The sequence below is a fragment of the Aeromonas sp. FDAARGOS 1414 genome, from assembly GCF_019047065.1.
GTDB lineage: Bacteria > Pseudomonadota > Gammaproteobacteria > Enterobacterales > Aeromonadaceae > Aeromonas > Aeromonas veronii_A.
In genome coordinates this window covers 3,688,881-3,707,438 of record NZ_CP077210.1, presented here as the reverse complement: position 1 = coordinate 3,707,438, position 18,558 = coordinate 3,688,881, and the positions used below count along the sequence as shown (strand labels likewise).

Below are 18,558 nucleotides of genomic sequence, written 5' to 3'. Positions count from 1 at the left end.
TCATTTTTAAACCAACAGTTGGTGCTTTTAACCACGCTTGATTTTTGCACCATGTTCCACGTGGAACGTCCCATCTTTTTGATCGACACCCGCTTTTAAACTGAGCTATGGTGCTACATCCCCGTAACTCAAATCTGGATCTGTCACTGAATGGAATTTTCCTTGTTCGGCGAGAAGTTCACTCGCCACGCCGGTATTACCCAACTCATGGATGACCTCAATCAGGGGCTGACCAATCCGGACGCCATCATGCTGGGTGGCGGCAATCCGGCCCCCATCCCCGCCATGCTGGAACGCTTTCAGGCCGAGGCCAAGAGCCTGCTCGACAACGGCGAGCTGGTCAAAGCGATGGCCAACTACGATGGCCCGCAAGGCAAAGACAGGTTCACCAAAGCGCTGGCCGCCCTGCTCAGCAAGGAGCTGGGCTGGGATATCTCGGCTCGCAATATCGCCCTGACCAACGGCAGCCAGAATGCCTTCTTCTACCTGTTTAACCTGCTGGCCGGTGAATTTGCCGATGGCCGCAAGAAGAAGGTGCTGTTCCCGCTCGCCCCCGAATACATCGGCTATGCCGACTCAGCGCTGGCGGACGACTACTTCGTGGCCTACAAGCCCACCATCGAGAAGCTGCCCGATGGCCAGTTCAAATACCATGTGGACTTCGAGAGCCTGCAGGTAGGTGACGATATCGGGGTGATCTGCGTCTCCCGCCCGACCAACCCGACCGGCAACGTGCTGACCGACGAAGAGATCGAACACCTCGACCAGATCGCCCGCGACAAGGGAATCCCGCTGCTGATCGACAACGCCTACGGCGTTCCCTTCCCGGGCATCATCTTCAGCGAAGCCAAGCCGTTCTGGAACACCAACACCATCCTCTGCATGAGCCTCTCCAAGCTCGGCTTGCCGGGCACCCGCTGCGGCATCGTCATCGCCGACGAGAAGATCATTCAGGCCATCACCAACCTGAGCGGCATCATCAATCTTGCGCCGGGCAGTCTGGGCCCCGCCATCACCATTCCGATGATCGAGAGCGGCGATATCATTGCCCTCAGCGAACAGGTGGTGAAGCCCTTCTATCAGCAGAAGGCGGAGCTGGCGGTGCAGCTGCTGCGCGAAGCGATCCCTGACCCGCGCTTCCATATTCACAAACCGGAAGGTGCCCTCTTCCTCTGGCTCTGGTTTGAAGGCTTGCCGATCCACTGTCAGGAGCTGTACGAGCGACTGAAGGCAAAAAACCTGCTGATCGTGCCGGGTCACTACTTCTTCCCAGGCATTGATGACCCCGAGTGGCGCCACAGCCAGGAGTGTATCCGCCTCAACTACTCCCAGAGCGAGAAGCTGGTGCGTCGCGGCATCGCTATTCTGGCCGATGAAATCAACGCCCTCTACGCTGGTTAATCCAATCCGGCGATACAAAAACAGAAAGGCCTGCAGATGCAGGCCTTTATTGTTTATCGCGATCCGGTTTGCTTAACCGGGCAACGCCAGTTGCTCGGGCTTACCGATGGGGATGGCGCGGGGCTTGAGCGCCTCCGGCAACTCGCGAGCCAGATCGATGGTTAGCAGACCATGCTCCAGCTTGGCACCCTGCACTTCCACGTGCTGGCTCAGCTTGAAGGCGAGCTCGAAGTCACGCTCGGCAATCCCCTGATGGAGGAACTGACGCTCACCGGCCGCAGCCCCTTTGCGCCCCTTCACCTTGAGGGTACCGTTTTCGGTCTCCAGCTCCAGCTCTTCGCGCTCGAAGCCAGCCACGGCGACCGTGATGCGATAGCCATCCTGATCGCGCTTTTCAATGTTGTACGGGGGGTAAGCGGCGGTCTTCTGCTCGAACAGACCTTCCAGCTCGCGGGCCATCCGCTCGAAGCCGACGGCGTTGGAATAGAGATGAGAAAAATCGAGGTTACGCATAATCCTATCCTTCTAATAAGCAACAGGTTCAACTCTCCACAGGCCCGTTATCGGCACCCGGGAAATTTTAAAATTTCAGTGAATTCGAGCTATCAGCCGTTGATCTCTATCTTGCGCGGCTTCATCGCCTCGGGCACTTCACGCACCAGCTCGATGTGCAGCAAGCCGTTTTTCAGGTCGGCCCCTTTCACCCGCACATAGTCGGCCAGCTGGAAGCGGCGCTCGAAACCACGTTCAGCGATCCCCTGATAGAGATAGTTGCGCCCGGTGTCGGCCTGCTTGTTGCCCTTCACCGTCAGCAGATTTTCCTGAAAGCTCAGCTCCAGCTCTTCCTGGGTAAAGCCCGCCACCGCCATGCTGATGCGGTAATCGTTGTCACCCAGCTGCTCGATGTTGTAAGGGGGATAACCGGCATTGCCATTGCTGGCCGCAGATTCGATGAGATTGGCCAGACGATCGAAACCGATGGCAGAACGATAGAGCGGAGAAAAGTCGATAGAACGCATAGTATTACCCTCTTGTGAGCGATAACGGATTGTTTGCCCTCCTGATGGACGGGCGCCTGGTCGAAACCTCTGTCGAGCGTTCCGGCCTTGTTACCTATATAGGGGCTCACTTTTTCCTTTCAAGGGGATTTTTTTCAAATTTTTAAAATGGCCGTGCCGACCTGTAGAACATCAACCTGTTGGCCCGATAGTGATGATAATCGACCCGTGGGCCACTGATGGCAATGCGCTCCGCACCCCATAATTGGTTGCATATCCACCAGCCAACATGGAGCCATCCCATGAAGATTACCCAGGTTCGCAACGCCACCTTGCTGCTCGACTATGCCGGCACCCGCTTTCTGATCGACCCCATGCTCTCGGCCAAGGGGGCCTTCCCCGGCTTTGAGGGCACCGCCAACAGCCAGCTGCGCAATCCGCTGGTCGAGCTGCCGCTACCGATCGATGAGCTGGTCGATGTGGACGCAGTGATCGTCACCCACGACCATCCCGACCACTGGGATGATGCCGCCAGAGCTCTGATCCCCAAACATCTGCCGCTCTTGGTACAACATCAGAAAGATGCTGATGCCATTCGTGCCAGTGGCTTTGAGGATGTGCGGCTGCTGAGCGACCAGCCCGAGTTTGCCGGCATTCGCCTGCAACAGACCGGTGGCCAGCACGGCAGCGACCCGTTGATGGCGGTACTGGGTGAGCGCATGGGAGAGGTATGCGGCGTGGTCTTCTCCCATCCCGATGAACAGAGCCTCTATCTGGCCGGTGATACCATCTGGCATCCCTCGGTCGAACAAGCCCTGCAACAGCATCAGCCTGAGGTCATCATCCTCAACTGCGGCGATGCACAGGTGCCCGGACTCGGTTCCATCATCATGGGCAAGGAGGATGTCGCCGCCGTTTATCAGGCCGCACCGCAAGCCACGCTGATCGCCAGCCATATGGAGGCGGTCAACCACGCCGTGCTGTCACGCCAGGAGCTGCGCGACTATCTGATGGACCGGGGCATGACGGATCGGGTACGGGTGCCGCAAGATGGCGAGGCGATATCACTGTGACCCGCAGGGGGGCCATGCCAGACATGGCCCTTCGGCTTTCACTGTCAGACGCTTATGATGAGTGGTCTGCGCACAGAGAGGAGCCAACATAATGCCCACCCCGATCGTTGCCGTGGTGACCTTCGATCACTTCAGCCCTTTTCACTGCGCCGTCCCCTGTCTCATCTTCGGCGACATCCTGCCGGGCCAGCCGCTGTTCGAGCTCAAGATCTGCTGCGGTGATGGCAACCATCATGCACACTCGGCGCAAGGCTTCACCATTCAGGCTCCCCATGGGCTGGAGGTGCTGGCCGAGGCTGAGATCATCGTCATCCCCTTTTGGCACGACCCGGCAGCACGGCCACCGATAGCGCTGCTCGATGCCCTGATTGCCGCCAGAGCCAGAGGCGCACGGCTGGTCGGACTCTGCCTCGGCACCTATGTGCTCGCCTACGCCGGGCTGCTCAATGGTCGCAAGGCATCGACCCACTGGGAGTATGAGCAGGATTTCTGCCACCGCTTTCCCTGCGTGCAGCTCGATACCAACGCCCTCTATGTGGATGACGATGGGCTGGTCACCTCGGCAGGCACTGCCGCCGGGCTGGACTGCTGCCTCTATCTGGTACGCCAGTACCACGGCTCGGCCATCGCCAACAAGGTGGCGCGGCGTCTGGTGATCCCGCCTCACCGGGAAGGGGGCCAAGCCCAGTTTATCGAACAGCCGGTGCCCGCCTCCACTCGCGATGTCAGGATGAACCAGTTGCTCGATCACCTGCGTGCCCATCTGGCCGAGCCTCACACCCTGGATTCTCTGGCAGCCCATACCCTGATGAGTCGGCGCACCTTTACCCGCCGTTTTCATCAGGCTACCGGCCTCTCGGTAGGTGAATGGCTGCTGGCGGAACGGCTCAGACGCAGTCAGGAGCTGCTGGAGGTGAGCAGCCATTCCATCGACCGCATCGCCGAGCTGGTTGGCTTCAAGAGTGCCACCTCCCTGCGCAATCACTTCCGCGCCCGCTTTACCATCTCCCCCAGCGAGTGGCGACGATCTTTTCGTGGCCAAAATCACTGATACACAGACTCGATGTTTCACGTGGAACGTGGCCAGAAAAACAAAAAGCCGCTCACAGGGAGCGGCTTTTTTATATCGAGCTGACAGCGTCGATTAGACGTCGAGGTTGGCTACGCGCAGGGCGTTGGTCTCGATAAAGTCACGACGGGGCTCAACGGCATCACCCATCAGGGTGGAGAAGAGCTGGTCAGCGCCTACGGCGTCGTCGATGGTGACGCGCAGCATGCGGCGGGCTTCCGGATCCATGGTGGTTTCCCACAGCTGGTCCGGGTTCATCTCACCTAGCCCTTTATAGCGCTGGATGTAGATGCCGCGCTTGCCTTCGCCCATCAGCCACTCGACGGCTTCCACGAAGTTGGCAACCGGTTTGACCTTCTCGCCACGCTTGATGAAACCACCTTCCTCGATCAGGTTGGCGATCTCCTTGCCCAGCGAGACCAGCTGACGGTACTCACCGGACTGCAGGAAGTCGTAGCTGAGCGGATATTCGCGGTCGACACCGTGCTGACGCACAACGGCGTGCGGCACGTACAGGCTGCGCTCTTCGTCACGACGAACCTGGATCTGGTACTGGATACCGTGGTTGCTCTCGTTGAGCACGGCTTCCATACCCTGACACCAGGCCAGCAGATCGCTCTCGCTGTTCAGCAGCGCTTCGTTCAACTCCGGCTGATAGATCAGCTGGGTCAGCACGGCTTCCGGCGCACGACGAGACATGCGGGTGATCAGGTGAGTCACCGAGCGGTGCTGGTTGACCAGGCGCTCCAGTGCCTCGCCACCGATAGCCGGGGCAGACTCGTTAACGTGCAGAGTGGCACCATCCAGCGCCATGGCGGTCTGGTACTGCAGCAGCGCGTCTTCGTCTTTCAGATACTGCTCCTGCTTGCCCTTCTTCACTTTGTAGAGCGGCGGCTGGGCGATGTAGACGTAGCCACGTTCGATGATTTCCGGCATCTGACGATAGAAGAAGGTCAGCAGCAGGGTTCGGATGTGCGCACCATCGACGTCCGCATCGGTCATGATGATGATGTTGTGATAACGCAGCTTGTCCGGGTTGTACTCGTCGCGACCGATACCGCAACCCAGTGCGGTGATCAGGGTGCCCACCTCTTGCGAGGAGATCATCTTGTCGAAACGGGCCTTCTCTACGTTCAGGATTTTGCCCTTGAGCGGCAGGATGGCCTGGTTCTTACGGTTGCGACCCTGCTTGGCGGAACCGCCAGCAGAGTCCCCTTCCACTATGTAGAGTTCGGAAAGAGCCGGGTCTTTTTCCTGACAGTCAGCCAGCTTGCCGGGCAGACCGGCGATATCCAGCGCACCTTTGCGGCGAGTCAGTTCGCGGGCTTTGCGGGCCGCTTCACGGGCACGGGCCGCATCGATGATCTTGTTGACCACGATCTTGGCATCGCCCGGGTTTTCCAGCAGGAAGTCCGCCAGCTTCTCACCCATCGCCTGTTCAACGGCGGTCTTCACTTCGGAAGAGACCAGCTTGTCTTTGGTCTGGGAGGAGAACTTGGGATCCGGCACCTTGACGGAGATAACGGCAATCAGACCTTCACGCACGTCGTCGCCACTGGCGGCAGACTTGGCCTTCTTGCTGTAGTCCTCTTTGTCCATATAGGAGTTCAGAGTACGGGTCAGCGCGGTACGGAAGCCAACGAGGTGAGTACCACCATCCCGCTGCGGGATGTTGTTGGTGAAGCAGTAGACCCCTTCCTGATAGGCGTCGTTCCACTGCATCGCCACTTCAACGCCGATACCATCCTGCTCGGTGGTGAAATGGAACACCTTCGGGTGGATCGGGGTCTTGTTCTGGTTCAGGTATTCAACGAATGCCTTGATGCCACCCTCGTAGCAGAAATGCGCCTCGCGGCCATCACGCTCGTCTTGCAGACGGATGGAGACACCGGAGTTGAGGAAGGAGAGCTCGCGCAGGCGCTTGGCCAGGATCTCGTAGTGGAACAGGGTATCGCTGAAAATGGCAGGGCTCGGCCAGAAGCGAACTTCGGTACCGGTGCCGGTGCTGTCGCCAATCTGCTTGAGCGGCGCCTGCGGCTCACCCAGATGATAGGTCTGCTCGTAGACGTGGCCGTTACGACGAATGGTCAGCAACAGCTTGTCAGAGAGGGCGTTAACTACCGAGACACCTACGCCGTGCAGGCCGCCGGATACCTTGTAGGAGTTGTCATCAAACTTACCGCCAGCGTGCAGCACGGTCATGATGACCTCTGCGGCGGAGCGGCCCTCCTCCTCGTGCATGTCTACCGGGATACCCCGACCATTGTCACGCACAGAGACAGAACCGTCGGAATGGATCTTGACCAGAATATCGGAGCAGTAGCCAGCAAGCGCCTCGTCAATGGAGTTATCGACGACCTCGAACACCATGTGGTGCAGACCCGAGCCATCATCCGTATCGCCGATATACATCCCCGGGCGCTTGCGGACCGCATCCAGGCCCTTCAGCACCTTGATATTCGAGGAGTCGTAAGTATTTTCACTCATAGCTTACTCTCTGCCTTCTCTAACGTTTCGGAGATTTTACCCTGTTCCACGTGGAACAACTTACAGTCATTCGCATCCATCATGTCTGCGAGCTGACCGGTGTCGATGGCGGTGATAAACACCTGGGACGCACACTGCTTCAGCCTTGCGGCCAGCAAGCGGCGCTTGTCGACATCCAGTTCAGAGGCAAAATCGTCAATTAAAAAAATACAGCCACGGCTGCTATGTTGATTCAAATAGAGCCCTTGGGCCAGTCGCATGGCGCAGACCAGCAACTTCAGCTGACCCCGGGACAAAATATCCTGAGCGGGTACCCCGTTCGCCTTGAGGCGCACATCGGCTTTCTGTGGACCGACACCGGTATAGCCCAGCGCCCGATCCCGCTCAAACCCCGCCTCCAGCAGATCGCCGAGGGGAGTATCTTTCTCCCAGCCCCGGTAAAAGCCGAGACTGATATCGAATTCCGGCAGAAAATCCGCCGTCATCTCCTTGATCAGGGGCGTAATGGCCTGACAATAACTGGCGCGAAACTCGGCCAGCTCACCACCCAGCCGCACCAATTCCTGATCCCAGAACGCCAGCTGGCGGTACTGGGTGCTCTGGCGCAACAGCGCATTGCGCTGTTTCAGCAGCCGCCGCACTCGTCCCCAGAGGGCAAAGAAGGTCGGCTCCTGATGGAAAACGCCCCAATCGAGCCAGGCACGGCGAGCCTGAGGCCCGCCCGTCAGCAGGTTGAAGCCATCGGGATGGATCAACTGCACCGGCAACAGCTCCGCCAAATCAGCCAGCCGCTGGGCCTGCGCCCCGGCAATCTTGAGCTGGGTCTCGCCACTCTTGTCTTTGGCAAGACCGATCGGTACCTGACGCCCCTCCAGCTCGCACTGGGCAAACAGGGTAAATGCCCTCTCCCCCTGGCGGATAACCCGCCCGGTCAAATGAGTGCGAAAGGAGCGCCCCAGACCAAGGTAGTGAATGGCTTCCAGCACGCTGGTCTTGCCGCTGCCATTGCACCCGACCAGAATGTTGAGGCCGGGCGACAGCTTGAGACTGGCTTGCTGGATATTGCGAAAGTCGCTGAGCTGGAGTTTGACCAGGGACACGACTAGATCCGCATCGGCATCACCACGTACTGAGCATCCTGATGTTCAAAATCCTCAATAATGGCACTGCTGATGGAATCGCTCAGGCTAATCCGAATTTGGTCACATTTTAACGTATTCAGCACGTCCAGCACATAAGAGACGTTAAAGCCGATCTCCATCTCGCCAGCGGCATATTGTACGTCAAGCAGCTCTTCGGCTTCTTCCTGTTCCGGGTTGTTGGCGGTGATGCGCAGCAGGTTTTCCTGCAGATTGAGACGCACCCCACGGAATTTCTCGTTGGAGAGGATAGCGGCACGGGCAAACGCCTGACGCAGATCCTCACGACCGGCGATCAGGGCCTTGTCGCTGTTGCGCGGAATGACGCGGCGCCAGTCCGGGAAGCGGCCATCCACCAGCTTGGAGGTGAAGATGAAACCGTCCAGCGCAGCACGCAGGTTGCTGCGACCGATCTGCAGCCGCACCGGCTTGTCTTCCGCCTCCAGCAGACGCACCAGCTCCAATACCCCTTTGCGCGGCAGGATAACTTGATGATCGGGCAGCGATTCCCCTACCACCTCGCGGCGGCAGGTGGCCAGACGGTGACCGTCGGTCGCCACGGTGCGCAGACCGTGACCTTCGCTCTCGAACAGCATACCGTTCAGGTAGTAACGAACATCCTGGCTGGCCATGGAGAACTGGGTCGCATCGATCAGCTTCTTCAGCTCCAGCTGGCTGATATCGAACTCGAGCACAGATTCCCAATCCTCGATGTTCGGATACTCGGTCGCCGGCAGGGTCGAGAGGTTGAAGCGGGAACGACCGGACCGGATGATCAGGCGCTCGCCTTCGGTATTGAGACGGATCTCGGCGCCTTCCGGCAGACCACGGCAGATATCCAGCAGCTTGCGCGCCGGTACTGTGGTGCGGCCATCTTCACTGGCCCCATTCAGATAGACCTGACCGATCATCTCTACTTCGAGATCGGTACCGGTCAGTGACAGCAGACCGTTGCTGACATCAAGCAGCACGTTGCCGAGGATCGGCAGGGTCGGTCGGCCGCCGAGGGCGCCGGACACCAGTTGCAGAGGACGTAACAGGGCCTCACGGCTAATTTCGAGCTGCATCTGTGCTCTCCGTTGTGATTAGGAGGAAAAGATTCGGATCAGGTTGGAATATTCGCGCTGCATCTGTCCACTCGATTCCGTTATCAGGAAGAAAGGGTACGGATCAGGTTGGAATAGTCCTCCTTGATGTCGTGACTCTCCTCCTTCAGCTGCTCGATCTTGCGGCAGGCATGAAGAACGGTAGTGTGGTCACGGCCACCAAAGGCATCACCTATCTCCGGCAAACTGTGGTTGGTCAGCTCCTTGGCCAGTGCCATCGCCAGTTGGCGCGGACGGGCAACAGAGCGGGAACGACGCTTGGAGAGCAGATCCGCCAGCTTGATCTTGTAGTACTCCGCCACCGTCTTCTGGATATTGTCGATGGTGACCAGCTTCTCCTGCAGTGCCAACAGGTCTCGCAGCGCTTCGCGCACGAAATCGATGTTGATGGCACGGCCGGTGAAGTTGGCGTTGGCGATCACCCGGTTGAGGGCGCCTTCCAGTTCACGGACGTTGGATCGCAGACGTTTGGCGATGAAGAAGGCCACTTCGTCCGGCAGATGGATCTGGTTCTCGTCTGCCTTGCGCATCAGGATCGCTACGCGGGTCTCCAGCTCCGGCGGCTCGATCGCCACGGTCAGGCCCCAGCCGAAGCGGGATTTGAGGCGATCCTCGACACCGTTGATCTCCTTCGGATAGCGATCCGAGGTCAGGATGATCTGCTGGTTACCTTCCAGCAAGGCATTGAAGGTATGGAAGAACTCCTCCTGGGAGCGCTCCTTGTTGGCGAAAAACTGGATGTCATCGATGAGCAGGGCATCGACGCTGCGGTAGTAACGCTTGAACTCTTCAATGGCGTTGTTTTGCAGCGCTTTCACCATGTCCTGAACAAACCGCTCGGAGTGCATATAGATGACTTTGGCATCTTTTTTACTCTCCTTGATGGCATTGCCAACGGCGTGCAACAGGTGGGTTTTACCCAGGCCGGTGCCACCATAGAGGAACAGCGGGTTGTAAGCACCACCCGGATTGTCCGCTACCTGACGGGCAGCCGCACGCGCCAACTGGTTGGACTTACCCTCGACGAAATTCTCGAAGGTATAGTTCACGTTGGTGTTGCTCTTGTGGTTCGGCTCGGGCTTGGCTTCAGCCTTGCTTTCCCAGCTCTTCTGCAAGTTATTCACAGGCGCGGCACCCTGTACCGGCGCTCTGGCGACAGCAACAGGATGGGGACGATTGCCTATATCAAAACGCAGGGCGGGGCCGTCGACCCCGCAGAGTTCGTTGATGATGCCGTTAACCCGGATGAGATACTTGTCTCGTACCCAGTCCAGAACAAAGCGATTCGGTGCATACAGGGTCAGAGTATTGTCACTCAACTCCGCTTGAAGCGGCCGGATCCACATGCTGAATTCTGCCGAGGGCAACTCATCTTGCAGCCGGTTAAGGCACTGCTGCCATAGCGAAGCAGTCACTCTAAACTCCTGTCGATTGATTAACTAAAGACCGGCTATTCTACGTTTTTAGCCGCCGGATCTCCAGCCATCGCCCGGTGGATCCAGCAAATAAGATCCTTGACTTTCAAGGATCCAGCGCCTTTGGATCGGATTTCATCCCCAAAGTTACCCACAGCTTGATCCACCGTCCGGATTGGTCGATCCCGTGCTTCTCTCCTGTTATTTCATATAACCAAATGTCATTTATTTTTTAAATTTTATTCCAATAACATCAGGGCCAAACCAGTTATTACAACTACAAATACAAGACATTGAGAGAGAGAAACACCATGAAAACATCCATCAAACTGATTTCCGGCGCAGCCATCCTGCTCGCCACCCTGTCCGGTCAGTCCATCGCCCAGGAGACCATCAAGGTCGGCATGTCTGGCAAATATTTCCCGTTCACCTTCGTCAAGCAGGACAAGCTGCAAGGCTTTGAAGTGGATATGTGGAACCAGATCGGCGAGCGCACCGGCTACAAGGTCGAATTCGTGACCGCCAGCTTCTCCGGCCTGTTCGGCATGCTGGAAACCGGCCGCATCGACACCATCTCCAACCAGATCACCATCACCGACGAGCGCAAGGCGAAGTACGACTTCTCCCAGCCTTACGTCTATGACGGCGCCCAGATTGTGGTACGCAAGGGCAACAGCACCATCCACGGCATCAAGGATCTGGAAGGCAAGAAGGTGGCCGTGAACCTGGGTTCCAACTTCGAAGAGCTGCTGCGCAAGAACGACCCGAACAAGAAGATCGACATCCGCACCTATGACTCCGCCTTCGAGCAGGATGTCGCCCTGGGTCGCATCGATGCCTTCGTGATGGACCGCGTCTCCACCGCCCAGCTGATCAAAGAGTCCAAGCTGCCGCTGCAACAGGCTGGCGCACCGTTCGAGACTATCGAGAACGCCCTGCCCTTCCTGAAGACCCCGGAGAAACAGGCGCTGCTGAAGAAGGTCGACGAGGCCCTGACTGCCATGCGCAAGGATGGCTCCCTGCGTCAGATCTCCGAGAAATGGTTCGCTTCCGACATCACCGACAAATAAATGATGGAATTTGACCTCGAATACACGCTGGGGCTGTTTCCCATCCTGCTCAAATACCTGGGCACCACGATGGAAATGGCCCTGTGGGGATTCGTGCTGGCACTCGTACTCTCGCTAGCCCTGGCGATAGTACGGGTGTTTCGCGTCCCCGCGATTCACTGGCTGGCGATGCTCTATATCTCGTTCTTTCGAGGTACACCGCTACTCGTTCAGCTGTTCCTGCTCTACTACGGACTGCCGCAACTGTTCCCGATCTTCGTGGGGATGGATGCCTTTACTGCCGCCATCGTCGGTCTGACCCTGCACTTCGCCGCCTACATGGCCGAGTCGATCCGCGCAGCCATCCTCGGCATTCACAAAAGCCAGATGGAAGCGGCGCTCAGTATCGGCATGAGCCGTTATCAGGCGATGCAGCGGATCATCCTGCCGCAGGCGGCCCGTATCGCCACTCCGTCGCTGATGAACTACTTCATCGACATGATCAAAAGCACCTCGCTGGCGTTCACCCTGGGAGTGGCCGAGATCATGGGCAAAGCGCAGATGGAAGCCTCCTCCTCCTTCAAGTTCTTCGAGAGCTTTATGGCGGTGGCGCTGATCTACTGGGTGGTGGTGATCTTCTTTACCCGCTTGCAGCATCTGCTGGAAGTCCGTCTCAACCGTGCCTATTAAAGGAGGGCGTTCATGATCAAGCTAACCGGCCTCTCCAAGGCATATCACGGAAATCAGGTGCTCAACGGCATCGATCTGGAGGTCAAAAAGGGGGAAATTGTCGTCATCATCGGCCCCTCCGGCACCGGCAAGTCGACCCTGTTGCGCTGCCTGAACCTGCTGGAGACCCCGGATGCGGGTTCGCTTGCCATTGACGATCTGCAGCTCAATCTGGCAAATGCCAGCGAGCAGCAGGCGATCGAGCTGCGCAAGCGCGCCTCCTTCGTGTTCCAGAACTACGCCCTGTTTGCCAACAAGACGGCGCTCGACAACATCGCCGAAGGGCTGATCACCGTCTGGAAGCAGCCAAAAGCGGAGGCCCGCGCCACAGCGCTCGGCATCCTCAAGGACATTGGCCTCGCCGACAAGCAGGATGCCTATCCGGCCTCCCTCTCCGGCGGCCAGCAGCAGCGGGTCGGCATTGGCCGCGCCATGGCGGCCCACTCCAAGGTGATCCTGTTTGACGAGCCCACCTCGGCCCTCGATCCCGAGTGGGTCGACGAGGTTTTGGGACTGATGAAGGAGTTGGCCCGCCAGCACCAGACCATGGTGGTGGTAACCCACGAGATTGAATTTGCTCGTGATGTTGCCGATCGGGTGATCTTCATGGAAGGGGGGCGGATCGTCGAGCAGGGCCCGCCGGATCAGATATTGGTCGATCCCAAGGATCCCCGTACCCGGGAGTTCTTGCGGAAAGTCCTTAAATAGCTCTCTCTTTGGCGGCCTGGCCGCCTTTTTTATTGAGGGATCCCTTGTTTAACCCCGGGTTGCCAGTATAATCCGGAGCCCTTGATCCTCTGGATCCTCACGCTCGGCAGTGGCCTTTTCAAGACCATGGCAGGATGAGAGGGAACGGCGGATTGACTAAAAGCCGAACTCTGTTTAGAATTCGGCCTCTTTTGCTAGTCGTCACACGCTATAGCTGGCGCGTCGGCTAAGTGTGACAATCAAAACTGTACAGAAATACGGAATCGAATCATGAAACGTACTTTTCAACCGTCCAACCTGAAGCGCAAGCGCTCTCACGGTTTCCGCGCCCGCATGGCAACTGCCAACGGTCGTAAAGTTCTGGCCGCTCGTCGTGCCAAGGGTCGTGCCCGCCTGGTAGTCTAATGCCTACCCAGCACACCTTCTCTCGGGAGTTACGTCTGTTAACTCCCGAACACTTCAAACGCGTTTTCGCCGAGCCTGTCCGGGCCGCCTCTCCGCAGATTACCCTTCTCGCTTCTCCCAATTCGCTCGAACACCCTCGTCTTGGTCTCGCTGTGCCCAAAAAAGCACTCAAGCGTGCCGTCTGGCGTAACCGTGTCAAACGGGTGGTTCGGGAAAGTTTCCGCCTCAAACAACATCAGCTGCCCGCTATCGACATCGTGGTGATCGCCAAGGCCGGTGTGAAAGAGATGGATAACGAGGAACTGTTCAAGTTACTGGAAAAGCTATGGCGCACCCTGTCACGCCGTTGCAATGGGTAGCTATCAAACTGATACGCCTGTATCAGCTAATCATTAGCCCTCTGCTCGGGCCGCGCTGCCGTTTTACTCCAACTTGTTCCCAATTTGCGATAGAAGCCATCCGACTTCACGGTTTCATAAAAGGCGTTTGGTTAGCCAGCAAACGTCTATTAAAATGCCATCCCTTATCCGAGGGTGGTTATGACCCGGTTCCGCAACCAAAGCGAAGAAACTGAAAACTATGGAATCACAACGCAATCTACTCCTGATCGGTTTGCTGTTCGTGAGCTTTCTGCTCTGGCAACAGTGGGAGTCCGACAAGGCTCCGAAGCCGGCCCCGACTACCGTGGCCCAAACCGAACATTTCGTACCTGAAGCCGGTCAGACCGGTGATATTCCTCAGGTTTCCGAGCAAGCCAACGCGACTGCCGCACGCAAGCTGATCACCGTCTCCTCTGACGTGCTCAAGCTGACCCTGGACACCCAGGGTGGCGACATCGTGTCTGCCGAACTGCTGTCTCACAAACTGGAAGAGGGCAAGGACCAACCGTTCGTGCTGCTGACCAGCCAGCCTGAGCACCTCTATATCGCCCAGAGCGGTCTGGTGGGTCGCAACGGTCCGGACAGTCAGGCCGAAGGTCGTCCTACCTATGAAGCCGCCCAGACCAGCTATCAGCTGGCCGATGGTCAGGATCAAGTCGTCGTTCCGATGACCTGGACCGACAGCAAGGGCGTGGTCTTCACCAAGGAGTTCATCCTCAAGCGTGGCGACTATGCCGTTGGCGTTGATTACAAGATCGACAACAAATCTGCCGAGCCGGTTCAGGTGCAGTTCTATGGTCAGCTGAAGCAGACCGTAGCAACGCCGAAGGATCAGGAAGGTCATGCCATGGTAGCCAGCGCTTACCGTGGTGGTGCCTTCTCCACTGAAGATACCCGCTACAAGAAGTACACCTTCGACGAGATGAAGGATGCCGACCTGAACAAGACCACCAAGGGTGGTTGGGTCGCCATGCTGCAACACTACTTCGTCTCTGCCTGGGCTCCGAATGCCGACGATACCAACAGCTTCTACAGCCGCGTGATCCCGGGTAAAGGCCAGGCCATCATCGGTTACAAGGCGCCGATGGTTGACGTGGCTGCCGGTCAACAGGCCGAAGTGACCAGCAAACTGTGGGTTGGCCCCAAGCTGCAAGACCAGATGGCCAAGGTGGCTAACCACCTCGACCTGACCGTCGACTACGGCTGGCTGTGGTTCATCGCCCAACCGCTGCACTGGCTGCTGACCGTGTTCCACGGTTTCGTCCAGAACTGGGGTCTGGCCATCATCATGCTGACCCTGCTGGTGCGCGGCATCATGTTCCCGCTGACCAAGGCCCAGTACACCTCCATGGCCAAGATGCGCATGCTGCAACCCAAGATTGCGGCCCTGCGCGAGCGCTTCGGCGATGACCGCCAGAAGATGTCTCAGGGCATGATGGAGCTGTACAAGAAGGAGAAGGTCAACCCGCTGGGTGGCTGCCTGCCGATCCTGGTTCAGATGCCGATCTTCATCGCCCTCTACTGGGCACTGATGGAGTCTGTTGAACTGCGTCACGCGCCGTTTGCCCTGTGGATCACTGACCTGTCAGTGAAGGACCCCTTCTTCGTGCTGCCAATCCTCATGGGTGCCTCCATGTGGTATCTGCAGAAGATGAGCCCGACCACCGTAACCGACCCGATGCAGCAGAAAGTGATGCAGTTCATGCCGATCATCTTCACTTTCATGTTCCTCTGGTTCCCGGCTGGCCTGACTCTCTACTGGCTGGTGAGCAACGTCATCTCCATCATCCAGCAGACCATCATCTATCGTCAGCTGGAGAAGAAAGGACTGCATTCACGCAGCTAATCTTCCCGTGATGACAAAAGAGGCGGCCTTCGGGCCGCCTTTTTTATTACAATGTCTCCCACTACGTTTTCCTATCAGCGAACAAACGAGCCAAGCAAGATGACAACAGATACGATCGTGGCCCAGGCCACCGCGCCAGGCCGTGGTGGCGTCGGCATAGTCCGGGTCTCCGGCCCCGCCGCCGAACAGGTCGCCGGGATAGTGCTCGGCAAGCTCCCGCGGGTGCGCTACGCCGAATATCTGCCGTTCAAGGATGAGCAAGGCCAGGTACTGGATCAGGGCATCGCCCTGCTGTTCAAAGCCCCCAACAGCTTCACCGGCGAGGATGTGCTGGAGCTGCAGGGCCACGGCGGCCCCGTCATCATGGACATGCTGATCCGCCGCATTCTGAAAATCGATGGCATCCGCCCTGCCCGCCCCGGCGAGTTCAGCGAGCGCGCCTTCATCAACGACAAGCTGGATCTGGCCCAGGCCGAAGCCATCGCTGACCTTATTGAAGCCTCCAGCGAACAGGCCGCCCGCAGCGCCATGCACTCCCTGCAGGGGCAGTTCTCCAGCAAAATCCAGCAACTGGTGGAGAGCCTGATCCGGCTGCGCATCTATGTGGAAGCGGCCATCGACTTCCCGGACGAGGAGATCGACTTCCTCTCCGATGGCAAGGTGGCGGGCGACCTCTATAGCATCATGTCCGAGCTGGACGATGTCCGCGGGGAAGCCAAACAGGGCGCTCTGCTGCGGGAAGGGATGAAGGTGGTGATCGCCGGTCGTCCCAACGCCGGCAAATCGAGCCTGCTCAACGCTCTGGCGGGCCGTGAGTCGGCCATCGTCACCGAGATCGCTGGCACCACCCGCGATGTGCTGCGCGAACACATCCATCTCGATGGCATGCCGCTGCACATCATCGACACCGCCGGTCTGCGCGACACTCAGGACAAGGTGGAGCAGATCGGTATCGAACGCGCCTGGGCCGAGATTGAACAGGCCGATCGGGTGCTGTTTATGGTGGATGGCACCACCACAGATGCGGTTGACCCGCGGGAGATCTGGCCGGAATTTGTTGATCGGTTGCCAAAAAACATCGGCCTCACCGTCATTCGCAACAAGGCAGACCTGACCGGCGAGGATCTGGCACCGAGCCAGGAGCAGGGCCACGCCGTCTACCGCATCTCCGCCAAAACCGAACTGGGGCTGCCCGCCCTGCGCGAACACCTGAAAGCCTGCATGGGCTTCCAGGGCAACACCGAGGGGGGCTTTATGGCCCGCCGCCGCCATCTGGATGCACTGGAGCGCGCCGCCGAGCGCCTGCTGGTGGCCAAGGAGCAGCTGGAAGTGTTCGTGGCCGGCGAGCTGGTGGCCGAAGAGTTGCGCCTGGCGCAGGAGTCCCTCTCCGAGATCACCGGCGAATTCAGCTCCGACGATCTGCTGGGCCGCATCTTCTCCAGCTTCTGCATCGGCAAGTAATGTGGTGAAAAATCAGCAATAAAAAGCAGCCAGCGAGAATATAAGACATTGTAAATATTGAACTTTGTTTTTTACTGACTATTCTTGCCTGATCTTGTTTCGTGAGAATTTACCCCGAGAGTACCCCGAAGTAACCTCTCGGGGTACTTTCGGGGGACAATTATGAAGATCAACATCGAATTCCGCGAACCTGACGCCGAAGGCAAGCGCGCTCTGCGCTTAACCTATTACGCCGGCTCCTACCTTGAACCAACCACGGGCATCCGCAAGCACAAACGCCACTGCGCCATCACAATGACCACAGCATCACTTGCTGATGATGTTTTCCACTACACCATAATCAAAGTGGGCTGACGGGAAGTTGCTGTGATATTTCATCGCCTGCTCGACAAACTCATCTGCCAATGGTGCTCGTTGCCGATAGTCATGAAACAGAATGGCCTGGAGATGTCCCAGCTTGCTGCGCTGCTCATCGGAGGGCAAGCCCTCATCATCCAACAGGCAGACTGTGGGCCGCCCCATTAGAATGGACTCGGCGTGTATGGAGGAAGCACCGTTGCACAACACAACATCAGCCTCCTGAATCGCTCGGATCGAGCACTCCTCAGCGGGAATGATGCAATCGGGAAAACGATTATTGAATAATTTCTCTACCTGCGCCACGTCCCGCCAAGCAGGTAACTTGACTCTGACATTTTCCGTTATAAGCGGAGCAAAGTAATCGACTATTCCTGAATCACCAAATCTCAGACGCAAGTGTTCAAACATACTGATGAACAGTACAATCCTCGGTTTATTTTTTTGGGCTGGCTGGCTAGGACGAGCACTTTTTGTATGCTTTATCCATCCACTTTCTATGACTTTCGTATGACGACCCAAGGTCGCCTGGAGTGCAGAGGATGAAAAAGGCGTAAGTATGTAGTCAAAAAGATCCAAAAACCTTAGTTCATTGAGATTTTTATCTCCAAAAGGAGTAAGAAGATCATGTGGAATATATATGGATTTCTTAGGTTTTAATTTTTGAATTATTTCTAATGGCGATAAATAATTTGGGTAGTGTTCATTAAATTTTGGCGCCAAAAACTTTGCAACATCTCTAGTTAAATTAGTATGTGCTGATGTAATGTAGACAACATCCTCACCAATAAAGGGGGCAAGTAAATCTTCATCCTGCGCTGTGAGTTGGCCAAAATCCAACTCTGTGACATCATAACCAACCGCCCTAAGGTATTTGCATAAATCAGCCAACACATACTCAGAATCTACGCCTGAGGTAACAATTTTCATGAGGT

At 57.3% G+C, this 18,558-nt stretch carries 19 protein-coding genes; 12 read left to right on the top strand and 7 right to left on the bottom strand.

Annotated features, from left to right (window positions below; translation table 11 throughout):
- The first annotated feature begins 150 nt into the window (after positions 1-150).
- On the top strand, positions 151-1,401 hold the full coding sequence (locus I6L44_RS16780) for a valine--pyruvate transaminase (protein ID WP_216952516.1): 1,251 nt from the start codon (positions 151-153) through the stop codon (positions 1,399-1,401).
- Between the two features lie 72 nt (positions 1,402-1,473).
- Here I6L44_RS16780 and I6L44_RS16775 read toward each other — a convergent pair whose 3' ends face one another.
- Both I6L44_RS16775 and I6L44_RS16770 read right to left on the bottom strand, forming a co-directional pair.
- Positions 1,474-1,914, bottom strand: coding sequence for an Hsp20 family protein (locus tag I6L44_RS16775; RefSeq protein WP_005339297.1), 441 nt, complete (start codon positions 1,912-1,914; stop codon positions 1,474-1,476).
- Positions 1,915-2,006: 92 nt separating this feature from the next.
- Positions 2,007-2,420, bottom strand: coding sequence for an Hsp20 family protein (locus I6L44_RS16770; protein WP_005339298.1), 414 nt, complete (start codon positions 2,418-2,420; stop codon positions 2,007-2,009).
- Between the two features lie 281 nt (positions 2,421-2,701).
- Between I6L44_RS16770 and I6L44_RS16765 the strand changes: the two genes are divergently transcribed.
- Together I6L44_RS16765 and I6L44_RS16760 are read left to right on the top strand one after the other, a co-directional pair.
- Positions 2,702-3,472, top strand: a complete 771-nt coding sequence (locus tag I6L44_RS16765; protein ID WP_216952514.1) for an MBL fold metallo-hydrolase — start codon at positions 2,702-2,704, stop codon at positions 3,470-3,472.
- Positions 3,473-3,563: 91 nt separating this feature from the next.
- Entirely contained in the window at positions 3,564-4,523 is a 960-nt protein-coding gene (locus tag I6L44_RS16760; RefSeq protein WP_216952513.1) for a helix-turn-helix domain-containing protein, read from the top strand.
- Between the two features lie 93 nt (positions 4,524-4,616).
- Here I6L44_RS16760 and gyrB read toward each other — a convergent pair whose 3' ends face one another.
- From gyrB to dnaA, 4 genes are all read right to left on the bottom strand, one after another.
- A complete protein-coding gene (gene gyrB, locus I6L44_RS16755; protein WP_005357188.1) occupies positions 4,617-7,028 on the bottom strand; it encodes a DNA topoisomerase (ATP-hydrolyzing) subunit B in 2,412 nt (803 codons plus the stop codon).
- Positions 7,025-8,128 (bottom strand): DNA replication/repair protein RecF, encoded by a 1,104-nt coding sequence (gene recF, locus I6L44_RS16750; protein WP_005339305.1) that lies wholly within the window; start codon positions 8,126-8,128, stop codon positions 7,025-7,027. The genes gyrB and recF overlap by 4 nt, the downstream gene beginning before the upstream one ends.
- Before the next feature lie 2 nt (positions 8,129-8,130).
- Positions 8,131-9,234: a DNA polymerase III subunit beta gene (gene dnaN / locus I6L44_RS16745; protein ID WP_005339306.1), complete on the bottom strand. Its 1,104-nt coding sequence runs from the start codon at positions 9,232-9,234 to the stop codon at positions 8,131-8,133.
- Between the two features lie 83 nt (positions 9,235-9,317).
- Positions 9,318-10,688 carry a chromosomal replication initiator protein DnaA gene (gene dnaA, locus I6L44_RS16740; protein ID WP_005339307.1) on the bottom strand — a complete coding sequence of 457 codons (1,371 nt, stop codon included), beginning with the start codon at positions 10,686-10,688 and terminating at the stop codon, positions 9,318-9,320.
- Positions 10,689-10,999: 311 nt separating this feature from the next.
- Here dnaA and I6L44_RS16735 point away from each other — a divergent pair, with 311 nt between their 5' ends.
- The 9 genes from I6L44_RS16735 to I6L44_RS20535 all read left to right on the top strand — a co-directional run bounded on the left by I6L44_RS16735 (position 11,000) and on the right by I6L44_RS20535 (position 17,620).
- Entirely contained in the window at positions 11,000-11,758 is a 759-nt protein-coding gene (locus I6L44_RS16735) for an amino acid ABC transporter substrate-binding protein (protein WP_216952511.1), read from the top strand.
- Entirely contained in the window at positions 11,759-12,427 is a 669-nt protein-coding gene (locus tag I6L44_RS16730; protein WP_019445518.1) for an amino acid ABC transporter permease, read from the top strand.
- Between the two features lie 12 nt (positions 12,428-12,439).
- Positions 12,440-13,174, top strand: coding sequence for an amino acid ABC transporter ATP-binding protein (locus tag I6L44_RS16725; RefSeq protein ID WP_216952508.1), 735 nt, complete (start codon positions 12,440-12,442; stop codon positions 13,172-13,174).
- Between the two features lie 270 nt (positions 13,175-13,444).
- Positions 13,445-13,579: a 50S ribosomal protein L34 gene (gene rpmH, locus I6L44_RS16720; protein WP_005307156.1), complete on the top strand. Its 135-nt coding sequence runs from the start codon at positions 13,445-13,447 to the stop codon at positions 13,577-13,579.
- Positions 13,579-13,938 carry a ribonuclease P protein component gene (rnpA, locus tag I6L44_RS16715; protein ID WP_005342318.1) on the top strand — a complete coding sequence of 120 codons (360 nt, stop codon included), beginning with the start codon at positions 13,579-13,581 and terminating at the stop codon, positions 13,936-13,938. The genes rpmH and rnpA overlap by 1 nt, the downstream gene beginning before the upstream one ends.
- The gene (yidD, locus tag I6L44_RS16710; RefSeq protein ID WP_075116235.1) at positions 13,905-14,153 is read left to right on the top strand and encodes a membrane protein insertion efficiency factor YidD; all 249 of its coding nucleotides are present in this window, start codon (positions 13,905-13,907) and stop codon (positions 14,151-14,153) included. The genes rnpA and yidD overlap by 34 nt, the downstream gene beginning before the upstream one ends.
- Positions 14,154-14,158: 5 nt before the next feature.
- Positions 14,159-15,805 (top strand): membrane protein insertase YidC, encoded by a 1,647-nt coding sequence (gene yidC / locus I6L44_RS16705; RefSeq protein WP_216952507.1) that lies wholly within the window; start codon positions 14,159-14,161, stop codon positions 15,803-15,805.
- A 99-nt stretch (positions 15,806-15,904) separates the two neighbouring features.
- Positions 15,905-17,266, top strand: coding sequence for a tRNA uridine-5-carboxymethylaminomethyl(34) synthesis GTPase MnmE (gene mnmE / locus I6L44_RS16700; RefSeq protein ID WP_106844446.1), 1,362 nt, complete (start codon positions 15,905-15,907; stop codon positions 17,264-17,266).
- Between the two features lie 162 nt (positions 17,267-17,428).
- Positions 17,429-17,620, top strand: a complete 192-nt coding sequence (locus I6L44_RS20535; RefSeq protein ID WP_254204232.1) for a hypothetical protein — start codon at positions 17,429-17,431, stop codon at positions 17,618-17,620.
- Here I6L44_RS20535 and I6L44_RS16690 read toward each other — a convergent pair.
- On the bottom strand, positions 17,573-18,553 hold the full coding sequence (locus tag I6L44_RS16690; protein WP_216952506.1) for a hypothetical protein: 981 nt from the start codon (positions 18,551-18,553) through the stop codon (positions 17,573-17,575). The genes I6L44_RS20535 and I6L44_RS16690 overlap by 48 nt on opposite strands.
- Between the last annotated feature and the right edge of the window lie 5 nt (positions 18,554-18,558).

Excerpts from the sequence above, each read along its gene's own strand:
- I6L44_RS16780 (WP_216952516.1), top strand. The coding sequence starts at position 151 with ATGGAATTTTCCTTGTTCGGCGAGAAGTTCACTCGCCACGCCGGTATT.
- I6L44_RS16775 (WP_005339297.1), bottom strand. The coding sequence starts at position 1,914 with ATGCGTAACCTCGATTTTTCTCATCTCTATTCCAACGCCGTCGGCTTC.
- I6L44_RS16770 (WP_005339298.1), bottom strand. The coding sequence starts at position 2,420 with ATGCGTTCTATCGACTTTTCTCCGCTCTATCGTTCTGCCATCGGTTTC.
- I6L44_RS16765 (WP_216952514.1), top strand. The coding sequence starts at position 2,702 with ATGAAGATTACCCAGGTTCGCAACGCCACCTTGCTGCTCGACTATGCC.
- I6L44_RS16760 (WP_216952513.1), top strand. The coding sequence starts at position 3,564 with ATGCCCACCCCGATCGTTGCCGTGGTGACCTTCGATCACTTCAGCCCT.
- gyrB (WP_005357188.1), bottom strand. The coding sequence starts at position 7,028 with ATGAGTGAAAATACTTACGACTCCTCGAATATCAAGGTGCTGAAGGGC.
- dnaN (WP_005339306.1), bottom strand. The coding sequence starts at position 9,234 with ATGCAGCTCGAAATTAGCCGTGAGGCCCTGTTACGTCCTCTGCAACTG.
- I6L44_RS16735 (WP_216952511.1), top strand. The coding sequence starts at position 11,000 with ATGAAAACATCCATCAAACTGATTTCCGGCGCAGCCATCCTGCTCGCC.
- I6L44_RS16730 (WP_019445518.1), top strand. The coding sequence starts at position 11,759 with ATGATGGAATTTGACCTCGAATACACGCTGGGGCTGTTTCCCATCCTG.
- I6L44_RS16725 (WP_216952508.1), top strand. The coding sequence starts at position 12,440 with ATGATCAAGCTAACCGGCCTCTCCAAGGCATATCACGGAAATCAGGTG.
- rpmH (WP_005307156.1), top strand. The coding sequence starts at position 13,445 with ATGAAACGTACTTTTCAACCGTCCAACCTGAAGCGCAAGCGCTCTCAC.
- rnpA (WP_005342318.1), top strand. The coding sequence starts at position 13,579 with ATGCCTACCCAGCACACCTTCTCTCGGGAGTTACGTCTGTTAACTCCC.
- yidD (WP_075116235.1), top strand. The coding sequence starts at position 13,905 with ATGGCGCACCCTGTCACGCCGTTGCAATGGGTAGCTATCAAACTGATA.
- yidC (WP_216952507.1), top strand. The coding sequence starts at position 14,159 with ATGGAATCACAACGCAATCTACTCCTGATCGGTTTGCTGTTCGTGAGC.
- mnmE (WP_106844446.1), top strand. The coding sequence starts at position 15,905 with ATGACAACAGATACGATCGTGGCCCAGGCCACCGCGCCAGGCCGTGGT.
- I6L44_RS20535 (WP_254204232.1), top strand. The coding sequence starts at position 17,429 with ATGAAGATCAACATCGAATTCCGCGAACCTGACGCCGAAGGCAAGCGC.
- I6L44_RS16690 (WP_216952506.1), bottom strand. The coding sequence starts at position 18,553 with ATGAAAATTGTTACCTCAGGCGTAGATTCTGAGTATGTGTTGGCTGAT.